The organism is Lentzea sp. NPDC051213, assembly GCF_044455585.1.
In the GTDB taxonomy this organism is placed as follows: Bacteria; Actinomycetota; Actinomycetes; order Mycobacteriales; family Pseudonocardiaceae; genus Lentzea.
This window is the reverse complement of sequence record NZ_JBITEX010000001.1, coordinates 420,928-442,634: the sequence shown is the minus strand read 5'-3', so window position 1 is coordinate 442,634 and position 21,707 is coordinate 420,928. Positions and strand designations below refer to the sequence as shown.

The following is a 21,707-nucleotide window of genomic DNA, read 5'->3' as shown; positions in this document are numbered from 1 at the left end:
CCCCAGCCGCCCAGCGCCACGCCGTGGCCGTAGGCCTCGACCGCGTCCTCCAGCCGGCCGCACGCGGCCAGGGCGTCGCCGCGCAACGCCCAGGTCCGGTCGTCGCCGGGGCTGAGCTGCACGAGTTCGTCGGTGTAGCCGACGGCCCGTTCCGCCAGCCCGACCGAGAGGTGGGTCCGCACCAGCAGGCAGTACAGGGCGTAGGCCTCGTCGGCCCACGCCAGCCGGTCGATCTCGGCGGAGCCGGGCTCGACGGACGTGAGGCATTCGAGGGCGCGTCCGAGCGACCGGTGGGTCTCCACGATGTCGCGCTGCACAAAGGGAACGGCGGCAAGGGCCCGGTGCAGCCTGGCCCGTTGCAGCGTCCCGGCGAAACCCTGGTGCGCCAGTTCCGAGGAGGCCTTCATCGCGAGTGCCGCACCGGCGAGCAGGGCCGCCGAATCGGCGCCGCGGGCCGCGTTGCGGAAGACCACGAACAACGCCAGCTCCCGCCGGATCGCGGGAGGAAGCCCGGATCTGGCTCCCTGCAACGCCATCACCTCCACCGCGGAGGGCGGCAGGTGGCACCGCAGCACCGCGAGCTGTTCGACGGCCAGCTCCGGCGAGAGCACGTGCTTGCGCACGTCGACCAGGGACAGCCCGATCACCACCGCCGCGCGTTGCGGATAACCCAGGCGCAGCAACAGATCGCACGCCACGCGGCGTTCCGAGGTACCCGACGTGCCGGCCAAGCGTTCGTGCACCTGCCACCACAGCTCGGAGGCGAGGTCGGCCGGGAACGCCGTCATGTCCGTGCCGAGGCCGTCGAGCCGGCCCCGGCTGGCCGCCGTCAGCAGCCGCAGCTGGGCGGACGGCGGGGCTTCGAACCGGGGAACGCCGGCGGAGGTGCCCGCGACGAACGCCGATGCCATCGCGTGGGTGATCCGCGCGTGCAACGCGGAAGCAGGGCCGGGCGCGGAAAGACCGGCGTAGACGCCGCAGGCGACGGGAACCTGGGCGGTGAGCAGGGCCCGCAGGCGAGTGGCCAGCGCGCGAGGACTCGGGTCGGTGCGGTACCGCGGCAACGCGGTCATGCTGGCCTCCCAGGTTCAGTTCAGCAGTTCCCAGCCACGTCTTGTCAGGCGGTGGCGGACCGACCGGCCGTTGCGATGGGTGGAGACGAATCCGGCGGTGCGCAACGCGGTCGCGTGCTGCGACGCGGTGGGCAGGCTGATGCCGACGTGCTTGGCGAGCTCGGTGGTGGTGCGTTCGGACGTCAGCGCCCGCAGCACCAGCGTCCGGGTGCGCCCGAGGGCCAGCTCGAGGCTCGCGCCACTGGGCTGGGGTGCCGCCACGGGGTAGAACAGCAGTGGTTGCGGCTCGGCGAACATCGACACCGCCGGGCGGGTCAGCCCGTTGAGCACCGGCACGAGGAGCATCCCGGTGCCGCGCAACGAGATCTCGGTGTCCCACGCCAGTTCGACGTGCAGCGCGGGTGAGTTCCACGAGATCGACGGGTGCAGATTGCCGAGCAGGTCTCCCAGCCCGCGCGACACCGCCTGGCTGGACCGCAGCCGCACCTCGGCCTCGAACCCCTGGCGCGTCTCCGGCCAGTTCGGCTCGAGCAGGTCGCGAAAGCCCGACTGGAACGCCGATCGCAGGTCCTGGCGCGAGGTCGGGGTGCCGGCCGCGAACGACCGCAGCCACGGCGAGGTGGTGCCGAGCATGCTGGCGATCTGGTCGCGGACCCGAGCGACCGGGGCGTCGAGGACCTGGCGCACGGCCTCGCCGAAGTCGGGGCGCGCGGAGTTGAAGAAGTCCGGGATGAACCGGCCCGGCCGGACCAGTTCGGCGAGAGGGCGGATCTGCGGCAGCAGCAGGCGGTCCCAATTACCGCTGTGCACCGTGAACACCAGCTCGTACATCGGCAGCGGGGCCGAGGCGAACCGGGTGCGCGCCAGATCTTCCAACTCGAAGAGAATAGTGAGCCCGCGGCCCTTGGGCGCGGATTCGGACAACACAATCGGCATGTGCTTCCCCCCGGAGTGCAACCACTTCCGACGGTACGCAGATCTCGTTGTCCAGTGTCAGTGCTGTTCCGATTGACAACGATCGGTGGACAAACTCAGACCAGGGGCCCGGTCTGCTCGGTGAGCTTCAGCAGCAGGTCACGGGTGTTGTCGCGCTCCTGCGCGGTCTCCTGACCACGCCACAGCAAATCCGCCAGCGTCACCCCATCGAGTGCGCGCGAAATCAGGTCGGCGCGTTGCGGGTGCAGTCCGTCGGAATCGGTTTGCTGACGCCAGCGGGCCGCCGCCGCGTCGATGCGTTGCTGCACCTCGGGAACACCGAGCAACGCGGTTACGACAGATGGGTGAGACCACAGGTCGTTCTCGTCCGGCGCGAACGTGGCCCGGATGTGCGCGCGGGCCCAGCGCCCCGGCGTGCCCTCCGGTTCGAGCAGGCTCTCGACCATGACGTCGTAGCGCCCGAACCACTCGTCGATCAGGCCGGTGAGCAACGCCTGCTTGGTGCGGAAGTGGTGCAGCAGACCGCCCTTGGAGACGCCCGCGACCCGCGCCACCGCGTCGAGGCTGACGCCAGGCCCGTGCTCGATCAACGCGCGCGCCGCCGCATCGAGCAGCTCACGGCGAGTTCGGGGCGCGTTGCGCTGTTCTCCGGGCATGGCGATCAACCTATCGGTTGCTTAGCCGACCGTCCAGACGGTATGTTAATTTGCAGACCAGATGGTCGGCTAAGGGGGAAGTCATGCGGAAGTGGGCTGCGCTGAGCGTGCTCGCGCTCGCGTTGTTGCTGATCGCCGTAGACGGCACGGTGCTGGCGCTGGCACTGCCCGCGTTGCAGCACGACCTGGCGCCGTCAGCGACTCAGGTGCTGTGGATCGGCGACATCTACTCGTTCGTGCTCGGTGGCCTGCTCATCACGATGGGCACGCTCGGCGACCGGATCGGCCGCAAGAAACTGCTGCTCACGGGCGCGTTCGGCTTCGGCGTAGCGTCGTTGCTGGCGGCGTTCGCCCCGACAGCGGGCTGGCTGATCGTGGCCCGCGCGCTGCTCGGCGTGGCGGGCGCGACGATCATGCCGTCGACGCTGTCGATCATCCGCAACCTGTTCACCGATCCCGCCGAACGCACGCGGGCGGTGGCGGTGTGGGCGGCGATGGCCACGGCCGGCGCCGCGGTGGGACCGCTCGTCGGCGGGGTGCTGCTGGAGCACTTCTGGTGGGGCTCGGTGTTCATCATCAACCTGCCGGTGATGGCGCTGCTGCTCGTGCTCGGCGCGTGGTGGCTGCCGGAGACCCGCGACCCCTCCCCCGGCCCGTTCGATCTGGTGTCGGCCCTGCTGTCAGCGGTCGGCGTGGTCCCGCTGGTGTACGCGATCAAGGAGGTCGCCCTCGTCGGTCCCACGTGGACCAGCCTGGCCGCCGGCCTCGTTGGCGTGGCCGGGTTGTGGCTCTTCGTGCGGCGGCAGCAGGCATCCACGCACCCGATGATCGACGTGGCGTTGTTCCGCAAGCCGGCGTTCAGCGGCGCGGTGGGCGCGAGCATGATCGCGATCTTCGCGTTGACCGGCCTGGTGTTCTTCCTGTCGCAGTACTTCCAGAACGTGCTGGGCTACTCACCGCTGGAGGCCGGGCTGCGGGAGCTGCCGCTCGGGATCGCCGGGATGCTCGTGATCGCGTTGATCGGGCCGGTGGTGCGACGGCTGGGCATGGGCCGGTCGATCGCGCTCGGGCTGCTGGTGAGCGCGGCCGGGCTGGCGATCGTCGGTGCGTCCGCCGAGTACGGCGCGATCGCGGTGGCGCTGGTGGTCGTGGGTGCGGGCGTGGGGCTGGCACTCACCCTGACGACGGACGCGGTGGTGTCCGCGGTGCCGGCGAACAAGGCGGGCGCGGCCTCGGCGGTGTCGGAGACCGCCTACGAACTGGGCGCGGCGCTGGGCATCGCGGTGCTCGGGACCGTGCTGTCGGCGTGGGCGGCCTCGGGCACGTTCACCGAGGCGATGCAGGGCACCGCGCTGGTCGCGGCCGGGCTGCTCGCCGTCGCCTCGCTCGTGGCCTACCGGCTCATTCCGAGCGCGACGCCTCGGCCAGCCGTTCGTGCAGACGCTCCCTGACCTGGTCCGGGGTGTAGGCGGCGCGGCGCCGCTGGTTGCGGGCGACCAGCGCGCCGCTCGCCGCGACACCCGCGAACGCGGCCAGTCCGATCACCTTCCAGAGCTTCATGTGCCTAGGCTATCCGGCTATGGCGATAACACTGGACGAAGCCGTCGAGCTGACCCGCACCGGTGACGTGTGGGTGTTCCGCGGGCGCAGTGCCGCGGACCGGGCGATCCAGGCCATGACGAACAGCCCCGTCAACCACGTCGGCATGGCGATCGTGCTGGACGACCTGCCGCCGCTGATGTGGCACGCCGAGCTCGGCAAGTCCTTGAAGGACATGTGGACCGGCGGCCACCAGCGCGGCGCCCAGCTGCACGACCTGCGCGACGCCGTGGTGACGTGGCACGACAAGTACAACCAGCGGGTGTGGCTGCGGCAGCTCGACCACGCGGTGACGCGCGAGATGGAGGACGCGGCACTGCGCTCGGTCGCGCGGCTGGACGGCACGCCGTTCCCGTCGACCGCGAAGCTCGCCTCGCGGTGGCTGCGCGGGCGGCTTCCGGCGCGGCCCAAGGACTCCTCGCTGGAGAGCGCGTTCTGCGCGGAGATCGTCGCGGTCACCTACGAGGAGATGGGCTTGCTGCCGAAGCGCCGGCCCAACTGGTACGACCCCGGCCGGTTCTGGAGCGGGGACGACCTCGAGCTGCTGGACGGCGCCAAGCTCGGTGCGGAGATCGCGGTCACCGTGTGAGGGCCGCACCCACGAGCACGAGCCGCAGCGTGCCTTCGGTGGCGTCGGTGAGCAGTTCCGCGGTCTTCGCGATCGCGGTGTCCAGCGCGACGGGTGCGGCGATGATGCTGGTGTAGGCGTCGATGCCGACGTCGAGGTTCGCGCGGGCGTCGGCGCCGATCGTGCCGGCCAGCGCGATCACGGGCTTGCCGTGCCGCTTGGCCCTGCGCGCCACCTCGGCCGGAACCTTGCCGTGCGGGGTCTGGCCGTCGATCGCGCCCTCCGCGGTGATGACGAGATCGGCGTGCGGCAGGCGGGCCTCGAGGTCGGAGTGCTCCAGCATGACCTCGAACCGCGGGACGAGGACCGCGTTCGTCGTCGCGTACAGGCCCGCGCCGAGCCCACCGGACGCACCGCCGCCGGGGATGGTCCCGGTGTCCTGGCCGAGCAGCTCCGCCCAGTTGTCCAGCGCTGAGGCGAGTTCTTCGACCTGTCGTGGGGTCGCTCCCTTCTGCGGGCCGAACACCCGCGCCACGCCGCGCTCTCCGCACAGGACGTTGTGCGGGTTGCACGCGATGGTGATCTCCACCTTGTCGAGCCGCGGGTCCATTTCGGACAGATCCAGCGAGCGGGCGGTGGCGAGCGCCGCTCCCCCGCGTTCGATCTCCTCGCGGTTCGCGTCCAGGATGCGCGCGCCTAGTGCTTGCAGCGCACCGGCGCCGCCGTCGGACGTGCCTGAGTCGCCGCAGCCGACGAGGATGCGGTCGACGCCGTGGTCGAGCGCGGCGCGGATGAGTTCGCCGACGCCATACGTGGTGGTGCGCGCCGGGTCGCGGTGGTCCTTCGGAACGAGTCTCAAGCCAGCCGCCGCGGCCATCTCGACGACGGCGGTGCGGGGACCGGGGCCGCCCAGCAGGGCGAAGTGGGAGGGCACGGGTTCGCCGGTCGGGCCGGTGACGAGCACCGGGACCAGGGTGCCCTCCGTGGCCTCGGCGAGTGCCTTGGCCGAGCCTTCGCCGCCGTCGACCAGCGGCACCTTGTCGACCACGGCACCCGGCACCACGCGGTAGATGCCTTGGGCGATGGCGTCCGCCACGGCGCACGCGTCGAGGGACTCCTTGAAACCGCTGGGGGCGACCAGGAAACGCATGATGCTCCTCATTTCAGTGGGAGGCCGAGGTGCGGCCAGAGCAGGGCGGCGCAGCCGAGCACGAGCAGGCCGGTGACCGGTGCCAGGACGGCGGACAGCCGGAGCAGGTCCTTGGGGCGGTAGGCGTCGGCGAACAGCGCGACCGGTTTCGCGGACGACGTGAACGTGTGGCAGAAGCCGGCGGCCGCGGTGGAGGCGAAGGCGAGTGCGGCCGGGTTCATCCCGGCGGCGAGCGCGAGGGGGATGACGATCGGGATCAGGACCGACGAGCGGGCGGAGCGGGACTGGATCACGAGGTGGGCGCACAGGCTCACGGCGATGACGGTCGGCAGCAGGTGGGCAGGGCTGATGAGGCCGGCGAGCAGAGTGGCGGCACCGGAGTCGACCAGGGCGGTGCCGAGCATGGTGGTCGCGGCCATGAAGAGGAGGAGGGACCACGGGATCTCTTTGAACGCCTGGTTCAGGGTGGTCGTGCCCAGGCGTGGGGCGGTGATGGCGATGGCGCCGGTCAGGGCGACTACCTCGGGTGGGAGGTGGTGCCAGGGTTCGGTCAGCCACGCCGTGGAGACGGTTAGGACGATAGCCAGGGCGGTGCGCTCGGGCCTGGTCAGGGCGGCGAGGGCCTTCGGTGCTCGGACGATCGTGCGACCAGCCACCCTTTCCAGCGGCAGCGTGCGGTCATCCAGAGCCGCCAGAGGCGCCGACCGATCCCCTCGCGTCGTGAACAACCACAGCACCACCTCCGCAGTCACGTGCGCACTAACCACCGCCAGCGGCAACCCGAGCAGCAACCACTGCCCAAACCCGATCCCCTGCCCAGTAGCGCCGACCAGCAGCGAGTTGGTGATCAGGTGCGCACCAGCCCCCACCAACGTGGCAACCGCAGTCAGCAGGATCACCGACGGAAACAACACCCCGAGCGCACGAGCGACTCGGGGCTGCAAATGCCCCCGCAGAGCAACAAAAATCGGCAAAGCCAGCGCAGCCCGACCCGAAGTCGAAGGCACGAAGAACGCCGTGATCAGCAAGGCAAAAGCAGAAGCGTGCATGAGCCCACGCACACTGCGAGCCCGCGACACCAACCCCGAAGCCAGCCGCGCTGGCAGCCCAGAAGCCGTCACCCCGCAGGCCAGCACAAAAGCCGCGATGAGCAGCCACGTCGTAGAACCGCCGAGCAACGCCAGAGAAGAAGCCGGAAGCACCCCGAACAGCAGCAACGCCACGACCGCGGCCAAGGCCACGAACGTGTCGTCGAGCGGCGTGCACACCCACAACACCACCGCTATGCCGAAGACCACCAGCGTCAGGATCACACCGACAATCCTGTGGCCCCAGGCTGATCCTCAAGTGAGGCTCCGATGAAGGAGCCTTCATCTAGGCCAGGCGGTAGCCCATACCCCGCACGGTCTCGATGCGGGACACACCGACTTTGCGCCGCAGCGAGCGAACGTAGACATCGACCACATTGGACCCGGGGTCGAAGTCGTAGCCCCAGACGTGCGACAGGACCTGTTCGCGCACCAGCACCTGGCCCGGATGCCGCAGGAAGAGCTCCAGCAGCGCGAACTCGCGGGCGGTCAGGTCCACCGGGCCGGAGGGCAGCAGTGCCTGGCGGGTGCGCAGGTCCAGCGACAGCGAGCCGGACGTCAGCACGGTGGCCTCGGGCACGCCGGGCGGGCGCAGGCGGAGGCGGACTCGGGCCAGGAGTTCCTCGAAGCGGAACGGTTTGGTCATGTAGTCGTCGGCGCCGCCGGACAGGCCGGTCACGGTGTCGTGCACGGAGTCGCGGGCGGTCAGGATGATCACGGGGGTCGCGACGCCCTGGGAGCGCAGGGTGCTCAGCACCGCGAAGCCGTCCACGTCGGGCAGGCCCAGGTCCAGCACTATCAGGTCGAACGACGCTGCCCACGACAGCGCGTCCGCGCCCGACGACACGACCGACGTGGTGAAGCCGTTGGCGCGCAGGCCTTTTTCGACGAAGGAGGCGATGCGTTCCTCGTCCTCGACGATCAGGATCCGGCCGGTCATCGCGGCACCTCCAGCGTGAACGTGGCTCCCTCGCCTGGTACCGAACGGACGTGCACCGTGCCTCCGTGGGCGAGAGCGATGGCTTTGACGATGGGCAGGCCCAGGCCCGTCGAGCGGGAGAAGAGCAGTGACTCGTCGCGCACTCCCGGCCCCGAGTCCGCTATCCAGAAGGAAACCGTACTGTCCACTGAGGATCCGAAGCGGATCGTGGCACCGGCCGTGGTGTGCTTGACCGCGTTCGACGCCAGCTGGACCAACGCCTGCGTCACGCGTTGCGGGTCCAGCACGGCCTCGCCCTCCGCGATGGACTCCAGCACCCAGCGGCGGTCGCCCAGCGCGCGCAGCTTCGCGTCGATGTCGCTGGTGAGCTCGGGCAGCGACACCGCTACGGGACGCAGGAAGTCCGGGCGCTCGGCCTTGACCATCAGCAGCAGGTCCTCCACCAGGCGGGCCATGCGGTCGAGTTCGTCGGTGCACAGGCGCACCACGGAGGCGCGTTCGGCCGGGTCGTCGCCCAGCAGTTCCAGGTGGCCGCGGACGATCGTGATCGGGGTGCGCAGCTCGTGGGAGGCGTCGTCGAGGAACTGGCGCTGCAGGCGGAAGGAGCGGTCCAGGCGGTCGAGCATCGAGTTGAACTGGCGGGCCAGCGCGGCGACGTCGTCGTTGCCGGAGACCGGGATGCGGCGGGTCAGGTCGTCCTCGGTGATCTCGGCGGCGGCCTGGCGGACCATGCGCACCGGCGCGAGGATCACGCCCGCCACGAACCAGGCGATCAGGGCGGCGATGAGCAGGCCTGCCAGCGACACCAGGACCAGCACTCGCACGGTGGCGTGGACCGGAGCCAGCACGCCGTCTTCGAAGTAGCCCGTCACGAACCACATGTCGGAGCCGCCCACCGCGTGCACCTTCGCCCAGTGGAACGGGCCGGCGGGCGTCGCGGTGACGCCCCACGACGTGGGCGACGCGGTGATCGCGGCGAGAACCGCGCGATCGTCCTCCAGCGCGTAGGTCACCTGGGACCGCTGCACCAGCACGGGTCCGGTGGCCGGCACGGCGAGGTGGACCTCGTACTCGTCCGGGTACTGCAGGCGCATGTGGGCCTCGGCGACCGACCGCGCGTCGCCGGCGTGGTTCTCGGCGTAGGTGCTGAACTCGCCGGTCTCCTGCTCCAGCGCGCGGTTGACGCGGTCGGCCACGTCGACGAGCAGGAACCGCCACACCACGACCACGACGGTCGCGAGGACGAGCGTCATCAGGCCGAGGAGCCAGCACATGATCTTCACGCGTGCGGGCACGTCAGTCGTCCTCGTCATCGTCTTCGACCGGCGGTGGCGGCGGCAGCACGGAGCTCGGCACCGAAGTGGCCGGAACCGGTACCGAAGAGGTCGGGGCGGGTGCGACCGAGCGTCCTATCTGGACCTCGGGGGTCTGCACGGCCGGCGGAACCGGCCGCACCACGGTGAGCACGAGCAGCACGGCCGCGATCGCGCACGCCACGCTGAGCACGGCCACGAGGACCGTGCCGGTGCGGGCGGACGGCAGCATGCGGTTGAGCCTGCCGGTCGAATCCGCGTGCCGCATGAGACCAAGATGAAGATCTCTTCATCTGTCCGCAAATCGACTGATAAGTATCAACCCCTTGACCGGGAACGTACGGACTCACACGATGGGAGCGGTCTCACACCCGGGAGCTGACAACGATGTCACGACTGCTTGTGCTCGTGCTCGCCCTGCTGTTGCCTGCCGTGCCCGCGACTGCCTCCCCCTCCGCCTGGACCGTCCCCGGCCCAGGTCAGGTCACCGCCAAAGTCGCGTTGACCAGCGGAAAACTCACTCTCGCCGTCCTGCGGCAGGGCCGAACGGTCCTTCAGCCCGCACCCGTCGGCATCACCACGACCACCGCCGATCTGACGCAGGGCCTGACGTTCACCGGCCGCCGTGACCGCGTTGTCATCGAGCACTACGCCATGGAGCACGGCAAGCGACTGCAGCGCGCGACCGGGATGATCGAGACCAGGCTCGGCTTCCGCGGCGCGAGCGGCAGCTTCCAGCTGGTCGTGCGCGCCGCGCCGGACGGCGTCGCCTACCGCTACGTGCTGCCGGAGCCCGCCACGGTCACCTCGGAGGCGTCGAGCTACGTCGTCCCCGCGGACGCGGCGGCCTGGCTCCTGCCGTACAACGCCTGGTACGAGGCCAACCGCGTGCGCACGACCGCGGGTGAGGCCACCGGCGACTTCGGCCACCCGTCGCTGTTCCGGACGGGATCGGACTACGCCCTGCTCACCGAGTCCGATGTGGACGGCCGGTACGCGGGCAGCAAGCTGCGCAAGAACGGCAACAGGTTCGAAACGGTCCTGGCGGACCCGCAGGTGGAGTCGACCGGAACCACGCCGTGGCGCACGGCCATCGTCGGCGACCTGGCTACCGTCAGCGCGTCCACGCTGGTCGACGACCTGGCCACGCCGTCGCTGGTGGCGGACCGGACGTGGATCAAGCCGGGCAAGGTCGCCTGGTCGTGGCTGAGCGAGCACTCGAGCCCGGGCAACTTCGAGAGGCAGAAGCAGTACGTCGACTTCGCCGCCCGCAACGGCTGGGAGTACACCCTCGTCGACGAGGGCTGGAGCGCCGCGTGGGTGCCGGAGCTGATCCGCTACGCCCGCGCGAAGGGCGTCGAGATCCTGCTCTGGCTGCGCTGGAGCGACCTCGACACGCCGCAGGAACGCGACAGCGTGCTGCCCAAGATCAAACAATGGGGCGCGAAGGGCGTGAAGCTCGACTTCATGGAGTCCGACTCACAGGCCCGTTACCGCTGGTACGACGCGGTTCTGCGGAAGACGGCCGACCTGCAGCTGATGGTCAACTTCCACGGCTCCACCATCCCGCACGGCCTCGCCCGCACCTGGCCGCACGTGCTCAGCATGGAGGCCGTGCGCGGCGCGGAGAACATGCCGCCCGCCGGCAACAACCCCGTGCAGTTCTTCACCCGCAACGTCACGGGCTCGATGGACTACACGCCGGTGTCGCTCGAGGTCGGCACGAAGGAAGCCTCGATCGCGCACGAGACCGCGCTGCCGGTCGTGTACGAGTCGGGCTGGACGCACTTCGCGGACAAACCCGAGGCCTACGAACGGCATCCGCAGGCGTTGCGCTACCTCGACCAGGTGCCGACGGTCTGGGAGGAGACCCGGCTGCTGGACGGCGATCCCGACACGCACGCCGTGGTCGCCCGCCGCAACGGCGGCAGGTGGTTCGTCGGCGGTATCGCCACCCAGGAACGCACTCTCAAGGCACCGCTCGGGTTCCTCGGCGGGGGCAGCTGGCTGGTCGAGACCGTCCGCGACCCGGAGAACGGCCGCGGCGACGTGGTCCGGGATCAGCGGGTCGTGCGGGGCACCGACACGCTCGACGTCCCGGTGCGGCGCAACGGCGGCTTCGCGGCGGTCATCTGCCGCAACCGGCCGGGCCTGCAGACGTGCGACCAGACGATCCGCCAGGTGCCGCCGACGACGCTCGCCGTCACGCCGGCGGCAGTGGTCGACACGCCACCGGGGTCGGCCTTCGAGGTCACCGGCACGTTCACCAACACCTCCGGGCAGGAGATCCGCAAGGTCGTGCTGCAGCCAGTCGCGCCCCAGGGCTGGTCGGTGTCCGGCGACACCGTGCGGCGCCAGCGGCTGGCACCGGGCGAGTCGATCAGCGGCCGCTGGCAGGTCGGGGTGGGCCCGCAGAGCCCGATCGGCACGGTGGACGTGCCGATCGTCGCGACGTTCGGCGACGTGCACGTCGAGCAGGCGGTCAAGGCCTTCGTGCCACCACCGGTGCCCGCGAGCGGCGCGCAGGTGAGCGAACTGCCGTTCATGAGCGAGACCAACGGCTGGGGGCCGGTCGAGCGCGATCGGTCCAACGGCGAGAGCTCGGGCGGTGATGGCCGGCCACTCTCCATCGGCGGCACCACCTACGCCAAGGGCATCGGGGTGCACGCACCGTCCGCGATCGACGTGTACCTCGGCCGCGGCTGCGAGAGGTTCACCGCGAAGATCGGCCTCGACGACGAGACGGGGCAGCCGGGCTCGGTCGCGTTCCAGGTGTTCGGCGACGACAAACCCTTGTACGACAGCGGAGTCCTGCGCGGCAAAGGCGCGGCGGTCCCGATCGACGTCGACGTGACGAACGTCCGGATGCTGAGCCTGCGCGTCACCGACGGCGGCGACGGCCGCAACTTCGACCACGCCGACTGGGCGGAAACGGTGCTGGCATGCTGATCAATCGCCGACAGTTCTTGTACGCCACCGGATTGCTCGCCGTCACGCCTGGCGTCTCGCTCGCGCAAGGGACCAGCGTGAAGAACACCTACTACGAGGTGCTGCTCAGGCACACGAAGTGGGCCGAGACGCAGTACGACGCGGTGGCGGGCCGGTACCGGCAGACCGACTTCGGGTTCGGGGTCGTGCTCGGCAACGCCCTGCTGCTCACGAGAGGCACCTACGACGCGACGCTGGCGGGCGTGGAGAAAGACGTGCTGCGCCAGCACACGCTCGCCACGATCCGGTACTTCGCCGCGAGCAACGTGCTCGCGGGCGGCACCGAGTGGGGCAAGACCCTGTTCTGGGACACCACGTTCCAGTCGTACTTCGTGCTGGCCGCCCGCCTGCTCTGGCCGCAGCTGGACCCGCAGACCCGGTCGAACGTCGAGGCGATCGCACGCGGCCAAGCCGAGTACACGACATCGCTCGGCACCGCCAACGACCCGCGCTCGGGCGGCTGGACGCCCAACGGCCTGACCGGCGGGTACAAGGGCGACACCAAGCTGGAGGAGATGGGCGTCTACGCCCAGGCACTCGCGCCGGGCCTGGCCTGGCACGGCGACGGACCAGGCTGGCGGGAGGCGTTCGGCCGGTGGAGCCGCAACGAGGCCGGGCTGCCCGCCGCCGACCTCGCCAATCCGTCCACAGTGGACGGAGTGCCGATCTCGGCCAACACCGCGACGAACCTCTACGACACGTTCATCGTGGAGAACCACGGCTCGTTCGGCCCGCACTACCAGGAGGAGCTGTGGCGCACCTCCGGCCGCAACGCCGTGCACTTCCTGCTCGCCGGGCGGCCACTGCCCGAAGTGCTGACCAAGCAGCCCAACGGGGAGCTGTTGTGGCGCACCATCCTCGCCACGATGAGCGACGCCGGCGAGCCGTTGATGCCGATGGTCAACGACCGGGAGCACCTGTACGGCCGTGACATCATCCCGCTCGCGTTCCGCGCCACGGTGCTGCAGGACCCGATGGCCGCCCGCGCGGAGGCGGCGCTCGCGTCCCGGCTGCTCGCCTACCAGGCGTATCCACCGGTGCACCGCCTCGCGAAGTTCTCCGGTGAGGCCAAGTACGAGCCGGAGGCACGGGCGGAACTCGCGATCAGCTACCTGCTGCACGAGCTGCGCCCGGCACCGAACCCCGTGACGGAACGGGAGTTCTTCACCCGAGCCGCGATCACCATCGACCACGGCGGCGAACCGGGGCTGCTCACCCACCAGTCCGCGGCCGCGTGGGCGGGCACGGTGACGAAGCCGGGGTTCACCAAGTTCGCGTGGCAGCCCGCGCACGACGACTGGCTGTTCAAGATCAGCGGCGCTACCCCGATGTTGCTGCCGTCCGCAGCCGTGACGAAGCGCAACACCGTGGCGTACCGCAGGGTTCGCGACGGTTTCGACGGCACGGCGAGCCTGCTCGCGTTCGCGGTCGGCTTCGCGGGCACGGCCACGCTGCCCACCGGCACGATCGTGTGCGCACTCCCCCGGCCCGGCCGGGTCGACGTGCACAACCTCGCCATGCCGGGGATGCCCGGCCTCACCGGTTCCCGCACGTACACAGGTGCCGCGGGGAAGGCCACGGTCCCGGCGCGTGAGGCGTTCCGGGTCGACGAGCTGACCTTCCCGGCCACGACCGCGCGCCACGTCCGCGTGGTCGGCGTGCGGCCACATCCCAGTTTCGGCTACTCGTTGTTCGACTTCGACGTGGAAGGCGACCTCGCCCGAGGCAAGCCGACCACGGCGTCGTCGTTCGACCCCGGCATGGAACCCGGCAAGGCGACGGACGGCGATCCGGCCACGCGCTGGGCCGTCGCACGCGCGGAACGCGGCCGGGTCGACAGCTGGCTCGCCGTCGATCTCGGTGCCGCCACGACGGTGCGCCGGGTGCGACTGCGCTGGGAGACCGCGGCGGCAGGCGCCTATCGGATCGAGACGTCGGCGGACGGCGCGGCGTGGAGGACGGCGGCCGAGTACCCGAAGGCGGACCTCAGCACGCCGGGATGGCTCGACGTGGACGGACGGGCCGGGTTCGTCGCGCGGACAGCCGAGCCGATCATCGTGCAGGGCGACACGATCACCCTGCCGGCCGGAGTCGTCGAGGGCTACGTGCGGGCGGATCTGCGGGCGATCGCGGCGGAACCGGCGCCGGAGTGCCCGCCGTCGGTGCGCGCCAGCACCGCGGACGGCTACCTCAGCCTCTTCAACCTGTCGAACGCCGCCGTGACCGGAACCGTCCGCCTGCGCGGCACCCGGCTGTACCGGGGCACGCAGGTCACCACGGCGAACGGCACCGAGTACGCGCTGAGCCTGCCCGCCGCCACGGCACGGGTCGAGGCACCGTGGTTCACCGCCCGCGGCATCCCAGCGGGCATCACGGCCGTCGTGCACGACGCGCAGCGGGTCACGTTCCGCGGCGGCCCCGCCATGTTCACGCTGACCCACGCCGACGGCGGCATGCTGCCGATCCTGCTCGGCCGGGCCGAGCAGACGGTGACCATGCCCCTGGCCAAGGCCTTCCCGTTCAACGACCTCGCGCTGGGCCGCGTCACGTTCCCGAACTCCGTCCTGCCGGCCGGCATGACCGATCCGGGCGCCGCCGTCGACGGCGATCAGCACACCGCGTGGCGACCGGGCTCGAACGGTCGCATGGTCGTCGATCTCGGTGCCGCACACCGCATCGGCCAGGCAAGTCTGAAGTGGACAGTTGGACCGGTGCCGCCGCACACCGTCACGTACAGCCTGGACGGCCGGACGTACGGAACGGCGGCGACCGCGCGGTACGTGGCCGTGTCCACCGGTTGGCGGCCGGGACACGCCTCGCTCACGAGCATCTCGGTGTCCGAAGGAGAACCTGTTGGCTGACAAGAAGGCCGTGTGGCTGGTCGCGCTCGCGATCACCACGCTCGCCACCCCTGCCGCGAACGCCGCGACCACGGTGTACGAGGCCGAGCACGCCGCCCGGACACAGGGCGTCGTCGAGTCCCAGCACGACGGCTACACCGGAACGGGTTTCGTCAACTACGACAACGTCATCGGCAGCTCGGTCGAGTTCACCACCTACACCTCGCGCGCCGGCCAGCACGATCTGGTGTTCCGCTATGCCAACGGCACGACGGCCGACCGGCCGCTGGAGATCAGCGTCGACGGCACGTCCACCACCGTGTCGTTCCCCAGCACCGAAACGTGGACGGCGTGGACCGCCAAGACGCTCACTCTCGAGCTGTCGCAAGGCACCCACACGATCCGCGCCACCGCCACGACCGCCGCCGGCGGCCCGAACCTCGACTCGCTGACGATCGCGAACGACGTCGTCGCACCGCGCCCGCGCGACTGGTCGACCGCCGTGGTGGACTCCACGATGGCCGTCCGCACCGCGACCTCGCTCGGCCTGAGCTACACCGACACGTTGTTCCTGCACAGCGTCTATCTCGTCTACCAACGCACGCACAACCCGCGTTATCTCGCCTATCTCAAGGAGTGGGGTGACGCGCGGGTCAGGGCCGACGGCAGCACCGGCAACCCCTACCACGACCTCGACAGCATGCTGGCGGGCAACCTGTTCCTCGATCTCGCCCAGGCCACCGGCGAGGAGCGCTACCGACTGGCCGCCCAGCTCATCCGGGACCGGATCACCACCTATCCGCGCACGACCGACGGCGGCCTGATCCACAACGTCGCGTTCACCGGCCAGTTGTGGGCGGACGGGGTGTTCATGGTGCAGCCGTTCCTCGCGCGGGCCGGTGACATCGCGACCGCGGTGCAGCAGCTCACCACCTACTACCAGCACCTCAAGAACCCGGAAGGCCTGCTGCGCCACGCTTACGACGAGCAGCGGCGGCAGAGCTGGGCGGATCCGGTCAGCGGGCAGTCGCCCGAGGTGTGGTGCCGCGCGGTCGGCTGGTTCGGCATGGCCACCGTGGACGTGCTGCGCTTCGTGCCGCGGACGCACCCGGACCGCGCGGCGCTGGTGGAGATCGTGCGGCACCTCGCCGACGGCTACCGGCGGTTCCAGGACCCGGCGACCGGCCTGTGGTTCCAGCTGCCGGCCAAACCGGCGGTCGCGGGCAACTGGCTGGAGACGTCGTGTTCGAGCATGTACGCCTACACGATCTCGCGGGCGGTGAAGCAGGGCGTGCTGGGCCCGTCGTACCTCCCGGTCGCCCGCAGCGGGTACCGGGGTGTGCTGGCCAAGGCCTCGATCGGGTCGGACGGCCGGACCGCGGTCGCGGACATCAGCGTCGGCACGAGCGTGGGTGACGAGGGCTACTACCTGCGCCGGGCCCGTGCGGTGAACGACTTCCACGGCCTCGGTGCGTTCCTGATCATGAACGAGGAGCTGCGCTAACAGCTAGCTCACCGGCACGATCCGGGCGTCGAGGAGCACACCGTCCTCGACGTCGAGCAGCCCGAGGGTGCCGTGCGGCTGACGGCGCCGGTCGGTAGGCGAGCCGGGGTTGAACACCCGCAACCCGTTCTCCTGCTCGTCCCACGGGATGTGCGAGTGCCCGAACACGACGAGCCGCGCCGCCGGGAACCGGCGGCGCATCCTCGCCCAGCGGCCGGTCTTCTGGCCGCTGTCGTGGATCATCGCGACCGGCAGCCCCTCGATGTCGAACTCGACGGTCTCGGGTGCGCCCCAGGCCACCACATCAGGCCCGTCGTTGTTGCCGCACACGGCGACGACGGGCGCGTACTGCGCCAGTTCGTCCAGCACGGGGGCAACGCACACGTCGCCTCCGTGCAGGATCAGGTCGGCGGACCGCAGGTGTTCGGCCACGGCGGGCGGGCACCGCTTCCAGAACCGCGGCGCGTGCGTGTCTGACAGGACAACGACTCTCACGCCTGCCGACCGTACCGTCACACACCGGCGGCGCAGCGGAAGCCGATGTGGTGGTGCCCGGCGAACGGGTCGCGCGAGTACCCGTCCCGATCGATGACGCTCAAGGAAGACTCGTCGTGCGCCCCGCCTCGGGTGATCCGCGCCTGCAGCGACGACCGGTCCTCACGCCCGTCGTCCGCCACGTACGGGTAGGGCCGGTCGAGCGAACTGGTCCAGGTGTAGAGGTTTCCGATCAGGTCGTACACACCCTCCGGTGAGGCACCGGCGGGATGCGCGGTCACCGGGCTGGTCTCGCCGTAGGACTCCCCGTACTGCGCCCGCGTCCTGTCCAGCGGCGCACTCCCCCACGGCCACGGCCGCCCCTCGGTGCCGCGCACCGCGGCCTCCCACTCGGCCTCGGTCAGCAGCCTGGCCCCGCGTGCGTCGCAGTACTGCACGGCACCCCACCACCAGACCTCGGTCACCGGGTGGTCGGCGAATCCCTGCTCGACCGCGAACCGGCCGTCCCGCCGCAGGATCCGCGAGTCGTCGTCGCTGTCGTCGGTCGTGAAGATCTCGCGACCGGTCGCGTCCCGCACCGCGTCGCGTTCGATCGGGTGGATCGGGCCGTCCCACCGCCGCGGGTCGCCGCCGCGCGCGTTGACCAGGCCGTCCACCGACCGGTTCGCCCAGTCGACGAACTGCTGGGTCGTCACCGGATAGGCGTCCAGGCGGAAGGCCTTCACCCCGGAGTTGGCCGGGATCAGCACCATCCCGTCCACCACGGGGGTCGGGATCGGCGTGGACGGCAGCGTCGTCGGCAACGGGTCCGTAGGCACCGGACCAGTGGGAACAGCAGCGGAGCAGCCGGCGGCGAAGAGGGCCGCGAGCACGACCAGTCGTGAGTTCATAGGTCGAACCATATCTGTATCGATAGAAATATCGGAAGAGTCTAGCGATAGGTATCTCGATACATGTACGGTCCGGAGCCATGAAGTCACGAGAGGTTGAGGCCGACCTGCTGGACGCGGCGCTGACCACCGCCCACGCCGGGCTGGTCACGGCTTTCGGGCACGTGTCGGCGCTCGTCGGCGACGACAGGCTGCTGATCACGCCGCCGCGCCCGCTGGGGTCCCTCACGCTCACCGACCGCGCCGTCACGCTCGACCGCACGGCCCGCGACCTGCCGGAGGGCACACCGAAAGAGGCGTGGATCCACCTCGCCATCTACCGCGCGAGGCCGGACGTGCGGGCCATCTGCCGGGCGCAGCCCGAGACGGCCACCGCGCTGGCCTCGGCCGGAGTGCCGATCCGGCCGCTGCACGGCCAGGGCGCCTTCCTCGGGCCCGAGGTGCCGGTGTTCCACGACCCGCGCCTGGTGCGGGATCAGGACCGCGCACAGCAGCTTGCCGAGGCGCTCGGCACCGCGCCCGCGCTCCTCATGCGGGGCAACGGCGCGGTCACCGTCGGCGCCGACGTCGGTCAGGCCGTGGCACGGATGTGGCTTCTCGAGGCTTCCGCCCGGATCAACGCGCAGGCCGCCGCCGCCGGGCGGCCGCGCGCGCTGTCCACGAACGAACAGGCGGCGTGGCTCGCCGCCGAAACCGAACTCCTGAACCGGCTCTGGGCACACCTGCGAGCCGACCGGAAGGGACAGTCATGATCACGTTGCACGACATCGCGTACGTGCGTTCCGGCACCGCGGACGCCGAGGCGGCGACAGCGTTCGCCGTCGACGTCGTCGGCATGGAACTGGTCGCGCGGGAGGACGGGGTCACCTACCTCCGCGCGGACCACCGCCACCACTGTCTGGCCTTTGAGGACGGTGAGGCGGGCGTGCTCGCCTCCGCGTTCAGCCTGAAGGGCCCCGACGAGCTCGAAGCGGCCGGGAAGGAGCTCGAAGCGGCAGGCGTCACCGTGGCCCGCGGCACCCCGAAGCAGGCGAGGTCGCGCCGCGTCGAGGACTTCATCGCGTTCGACGACCCGTTCGGCAACCGCATCGAACTGGTGCACGGCCAGGTGCAGCTCGCCCGTCCTGTCCACTTCGGACGCCCGGCAGGCATCACCGAGTTCGGCCACATCTGCTTCGACGCTCCCGACGTGCGGGAGGCCTACCAGTTCTGGTCGACGCTGTTCAACGTCAAGGTCTCCGACTGGATCGGCGACTGGGCGTGCCTGATGCGGTTCGACCCGGTGCACCACAAACTGGCGGTGTTCCGCGGTAGCGAACCGGGGCTGTGCCACATCAACTTCCAGGTCGACTCGCTCGACGACGTGATGCGCAACTGGCGGTTCCTGCAGGCGAAGGGCGTGGAGATCGAGATGGGGCCGGGCAGGCACCCGCAGTCGACCGCGATCTTCGTCTACTTCAAGGGACCCGAGGGCCTCACCTACGAGTACTCCTACGGCGTCCGGAACCTCGATGACGACTGGGTGCCCAGGGTCTTCGACCCCACCGAGCCCGACGCCATCGACATGTGGCACGGACCGATCCAGCGCACCCAGACCCAGGCCCAGATCCGCCGCCCCCTCACCGCGTAAGGAAATCGTCATGTCCCGGATTCTCATCATCGTTCTATGCGGTCTCGCCCTCGCATTCGACGGCTACGACCTGGTGGTCTACGGCACGACGATCAAGGCATTGCGCGACGAGTGGGGCATCTCCGCCGCCGAGGCCGGCACGATCGGCAGCGCGGCGCTGGTCGGCATGCTCATCGGCGCGCTCCTGGTCGGCACGCTCACCGACAGGTGGGGCCGCCGCAGGACGTTCCTGCTCAGCGTCGCCTGGTTCTCGGTGCTGATGGCCGCGGCGGCCGCCGCCACGTCCCCCGACATGTTCCTCGTGCTGCGGTTCCTCGCGGGCATCGGCCTGGGCGGCCTGATGCCGACCGCGGCGACGCTGACGATCGAGTACGCGGCCGAGAAGCACCGCGCTTTCACTTACGCCGCAATGCAGTCCGGCTACGCGGTCGGCGGCATCCTGGCCGCCACGCTGGCGATCCCGCTGCTGCCCACGGCGGGCTGGCGGGTGATGTACCTGATCGGTGCCGCGCCGCTGATCCTCGTTCTCCCCCTGGCGTTGCGCTACCTGCCCGAGTCGCTCGAGTACCTGGTCTCGCGCGGCCGGCACGACGAGGCCAAAGCACTCGCCGCCCGGCTCGGAGTCCCGGTTCCGGCACCGTCCGAGCACAGCGGCAGTGGCGTGCGCACCCTCGTCCAGCGGCCGTACCTGCGCCGCACCCTGCTGTTCTGGGTCGCGTCGTTCTGCGGCCTGCTGCTGGTGTACGGCCTGAACACCTGGCTTCCGGAGATCATGCGCGCCTCGGGCTACCCGCTGGGTTCGGCGCTGAGCTTCCTGCTGGTGTTCAACCTCGGCTCGGTCTTCGGCGCGCTGCTCGGCGGCCGGCTCTCCGACCGGCACGGCGCGAAGCCGATCATCCTCGGCTCGTTCGCGCTGGCCGCGGTGTGCGCCGCGGCCCTGAGCACCAACCCCGGCCAGCTGCTCATCTACGTCCTGGTGGGCCTGTCCGGCTACGGCACGATCGGCACGATGCACCTGATCAACGCCCACGTGACCAGGTCCTATCCGGCCGGTGTGCGGGCGACGGGCATCGGCTGGGCGCTCGGTGTCGGCCGGCTCGGCGCCATCCTCGGCCCGACGGTCGGCGGCGTGATCATCGACTCGAGCCTGGGCGCCATCTGGAACTTCTACCTCTTCGCCGTGGTCGCGGTGCTCGGCGCGGTCGCTGTCGCCGCGTTCCCCCGCACCCGTGCACTCGCTGGAGCGACGTCGTGAAAACCCTTGTCTGGACGGTAGAACGCGCAGCCGAAGAGTTGCTGCGACGCGAGGACGACCGCGTCGACGGCGACCCGTTGAGCGACACCTGGCCCGAGCTCGACCTGGAGACCGCCTACGCCGTCCAGGACGAGACGCTGCGACTGCGGCTGGCCCGCGGTGAAACGTTGATCGGCGTCAAGCTCGGCCTCACCTCGCGAGCCAAGCAGCAACGCATGAACGTCGACTCCCCACTGGTGGCGTGGCTGACCGACGCGATGGTGCTGCCGATGGGTGTGCCGGTGCCGACGCACAAGCTGATCCACCCGCGCGTCGAGCCCGAGATCGCTTTCGTGATGGGCAAAAGGCTCGCCGGGCCCGGCGTGACGGCGGCGACCGCGATCTGCGCGGTGGAGAAGGTGTTCGCCGGGCTGGAGATCATCGACAGCCGGTACCGCGACTTCCGCTTCACGCTGCCCGATGTGGTGGCGGACAACGCCTCTTCCGGCGCGTTCGTCACCGGTTCGGTCGGCCGCTCCCCCGACGAGCTCGACCTCGCCCTGGAGGGCTGCGTCCTGTCGTCCGGAGGTTCCGTCGTCTACACCGCGACCGGTGCCGCCGTGCAGGGACATCCCGCCCAGGCACTGGCGCTGGCCGCGAACACGCTGGCGCGCAGGGGAAAGCGGATCGAGGCGGGCTGGATCGTGCTGACCGGCGGCGTCACCGACGCCGTGCCGCTCACCTCGGAAGCGCCCGTGTCCGTCGAGTTCGCCGGCCTCGGCCGCCTGACGGTGGGGAGCTGA

Annotated in this window: 19 protein-coding genes and 1 pseudogene; 9 read left to right on the top strand and 11 right to left on the bottom strand. The window is 70.5% G+C overall.

All coding sequences use genetic code 11. The features are described 5' to 3' along the window. Positions 1-32 precede the first annotated feature (32 nt). The 3 genes and pseudogenes from ACIA8G_RS02065 to ACIA8G_RS02055 form a co-directional block, all read right to left on the bottom strand. Positions 33-407 (bottom strand): annotated as a pseudogene (locus tag ACIA8G_RS02065) (BTAD domain-containing putative transcriptional regulator); the annotation flags it as partial. A 681-nt stretch (positions 408-1,088) separates the two neighbouring features. After that, positions 1,089-2,009 carry an ArsR/SmtB family transcription factor gene (locus tag ACIA8G_RS02060; RefSeq protein WP_396416389.1) on the bottom strand — a complete coding sequence of 307 codons (921 nt, stop codon included), beginning with the start codon at positions 2,007-2,009 and terminating at the stop codon, positions 1,089-1,091. Between the two features lie 95 nt (positions 2,010-2,104). Next, the gene (locus ACIA8G_RS02055) at positions 2,105-2,665 is read right to left on the bottom strand and encodes a TetR/AcrR family transcriptional regulator (protein ID WP_396416388.1); all 561 of its coding nucleotides are present in this window, start codon (positions 2,663-2,665) and stop codon (positions 2,105-2,107) included. 83 nt (positions 2,666-2,748) lie between these two features. Here ACIA8G_RS02055 and ACIA8G_RS02050 point away from each other — a divergent pair, with 83 nt between their 5' ends. Further along, positions 2,749-4,116, top strand: a complete 1,368-nt coding sequence (locus ACIA8G_RS02050) for an MFS transporter (protein ID WP_396416387.1) — start codon at positions 2,749-2,751, stop codon at positions 4,114-4,116. Here the strand turns inward: ACIA8G_RS02050 and ACIA8G_RS02045 are convergent. Next, positions 4,067-4,225 (bottom strand): hypothetical protein, encoded by a 159-nt coding sequence (locus ACIA8G_RS02045; protein ID WP_396416386.1) that lies wholly within the window; start codon positions 4,223-4,225, stop codon positions 4,067-4,069. The genes ACIA8G_RS02050 and ACIA8G_RS02045 overlap by 50 nt on opposite strands. Positions 4,226-4,244: 19 nt before the next feature. On the opposite strand from ACIA8G_RS02045, the gene ACIA8G_RS02040 reads away from it, so the two are divergent. After that, a complete protein-coding gene (locus tag ACIA8G_RS02040; protein WP_396416385.1) occupies positions 4,245-4,853 on the top strand; it encodes a hypothetical protein in 609 nt (202 codons plus the stop codon). On the opposite strand, the gene ACIA8G_RS02035 is transcribed toward ACIA8G_RS02040, so the two are convergent. The 5 genes from ACIA8G_RS02035 to ACIA8G_RS02015 form a co-directional block, all read right to left on the bottom strand. Then, complete coding sequence (locus tag ACIA8G_RS02035; protein ID WP_396416384.1) at positions 4,843-5,982, bottom strand: glycerate kinase; 1,140 nt, start codon at positions 5,980-5,982, stop codon at positions 4,843-4,845. The two genes, ACIA8G_RS02040 and ACIA8G_RS02035, sit on opposite strands and share 11 nt — an antisense overlap. Positions 5,983-5,990: 8 nt before the next feature. Continuing rightward, positions 5,991-7,295: an SLC13 family permease gene (locus ACIA8G_RS02030; protein ID WP_396416383.1), complete on the bottom strand. Its 1,305-nt coding sequence runs from the start codon at positions 7,293-7,295 to the stop codon at positions 5,991-5,993. A gap of 61 nt (positions 7,296-7,356) precedes the next feature. After that, on the bottom strand, positions 7,357-8,010 hold the full coding sequence (locus tag ACIA8G_RS02025) for a response regulator transcription factor (RefSeq protein ID WP_396416382.1): 654 nt from the start codon (positions 8,008-8,010) through the stop codon (positions 7,357-7,359). Next, positions 8,007-9,323, bottom strand: a complete 1,317-nt coding sequence (locus ACIA8G_RS02020; protein WP_396416381.1) for an ATP-binding protein — start codon at positions 9,321-9,323, stop codon at positions 8,007-8,009. The genes ACIA8G_RS02025 and ACIA8G_RS02020 overlap by 4 nt, the downstream gene beginning before the upstream one ends. Beyond that, positions 9,307-9,591 (bottom strand): hypothetical protein, encoded by a 285-nt coding sequence (locus tag ACIA8G_RS02015; RefSeq protein WP_396416380.1) that lies wholly within the window; start codon positions 9,589-9,591, stop codon positions 9,307-9,309. Before ACIA8G_RS02015 ends, ACIA8G_RS02020 begins: the two co-directional genes overlap by 17 nt. Before the next feature lie 119 nt (positions 9,592-9,710). Between ACIA8G_RS02015 and ACIA8G_RS02010 the strand changes: the two genes are divergently transcribed. The 3 genes from ACIA8G_RS02010 to ACIA8G_RS02000 are packed head-to-tail and all read left to right on the top strand — an operon-like array spanning position 9,711 to position 16,655. Beyond that, positions 9,711-12,272 carry a glycoside hydrolase family 97 catalytic domain-containing protein gene (locus ACIA8G_RS02010; RefSeq protein ID WP_396416379.1) on the top strand — a complete coding sequence of 854 codons (2,562 nt, stop codon included), beginning with the start codon at positions 9,711-9,713 and terminating at the stop codon, positions 12,270-12,272. Then, positions 12,266-15,172, top strand: a complete 2,907-nt coding sequence (locus ACIA8G_RS02005; RefSeq protein WP_396416378.1) for a discoidin domain-containing protein — start codon at positions 12,266-12,268, stop codon at positions 15,170-15,172. The genes ACIA8G_RS02010 and ACIA8G_RS02005 overlap by 7 nt, the downstream gene beginning before the upstream one ends. Continuing rightward, positions 15,165-16,655, top strand: coding sequence for a glycoside hydrolase family 88 protein (locus ACIA8G_RS02000; RefSeq protein WP_396416377.1), 1,491 nt, complete (start codon positions 15,165-15,167; stop codon positions 16,653-16,655). The genes ACIA8G_RS02005 and ACIA8G_RS02000 overlap by 8 nt, the downstream gene beginning before the upstream one ends. A 3-nt stretch (positions 16,656-16,658) precedes the next feature. Here ACIA8G_RS02000 and ACIA8G_RS01995 read toward each other — a convergent pair whose 3' ends face one another. Beyond that, positions 16,659-17,150 (bottom strand): metallophosphoesterase family protein, encoded by a 492-nt coding sequence (locus ACIA8G_RS01995; protein WP_396416376.1) that lies wholly within the window; start codon positions 17,148-17,150, stop codon positions 16,659-16,661. Between the two features lie 17 nt (positions 17,151-17,167). Next, on the bottom strand, positions 17,168-18,040 hold the full coding sequence (locus ACIA8G_RS01990) for a formylglycine-generating enzyme family protein (RefSeq protein ID WP_396416375.1): 873 nt from the start codon (positions 18,038-18,040) through the stop codon (positions 17,168-17,170). Positions 18,041-18,120: 80 nt separating this feature from the next. Between ACIA8G_RS01990 and ACIA8G_RS01985 the strand changes: the two genes are divergently transcribed. The 4 genes from ACIA8G_RS01985 to ACIA8G_RS01970 are packed head-to-tail and all read left to right on the top strand — an operon-like array spanning position 18,121 to position 21,707. After that, entirely contained in the window at positions 18,121-18,792 is a 672-nt protein-coding gene (locus ACIA8G_RS01985; protein ID WP_396416374.1) for a class II aldolase/adducin family protein, read from the top strand. Next, positions 18,789-19,670, top strand: coding sequence for a VOC family protein (locus tag ACIA8G_RS01980; protein WP_396416373.1), 882 nt, complete (start codon positions 18,789-18,791; stop codon positions 19,668-19,670). The genes ACIA8G_RS01985 and ACIA8G_RS01980 overlap by 4 nt, the downstream gene beginning before the upstream one ends. A gap of 10 nt (positions 19,671-19,680) precedes the next feature. Further along, on the top strand, positions 19,681-20,925 hold the full coding sequence (locus tag ACIA8G_RS01975; protein WP_396416372.1) for an MFS transporter: 1,245 nt from the start codon (positions 19,681-19,683) through the stop codon (positions 20,923-20,925). Continuing rightward, complete coding sequence (locus ACIA8G_RS01970; protein ID WP_396416371.1) at positions 20,922-21,707, top strand: 2-keto-4-pentenoate hydratase; 786 nt, start codon at positions 20,922-20,924, stop codon at positions 21,705-21,707. The genes ACIA8G_RS01975 and ACIA8G_RS01970 overlap by 4 nt, the downstream gene beginning before the upstream one ends.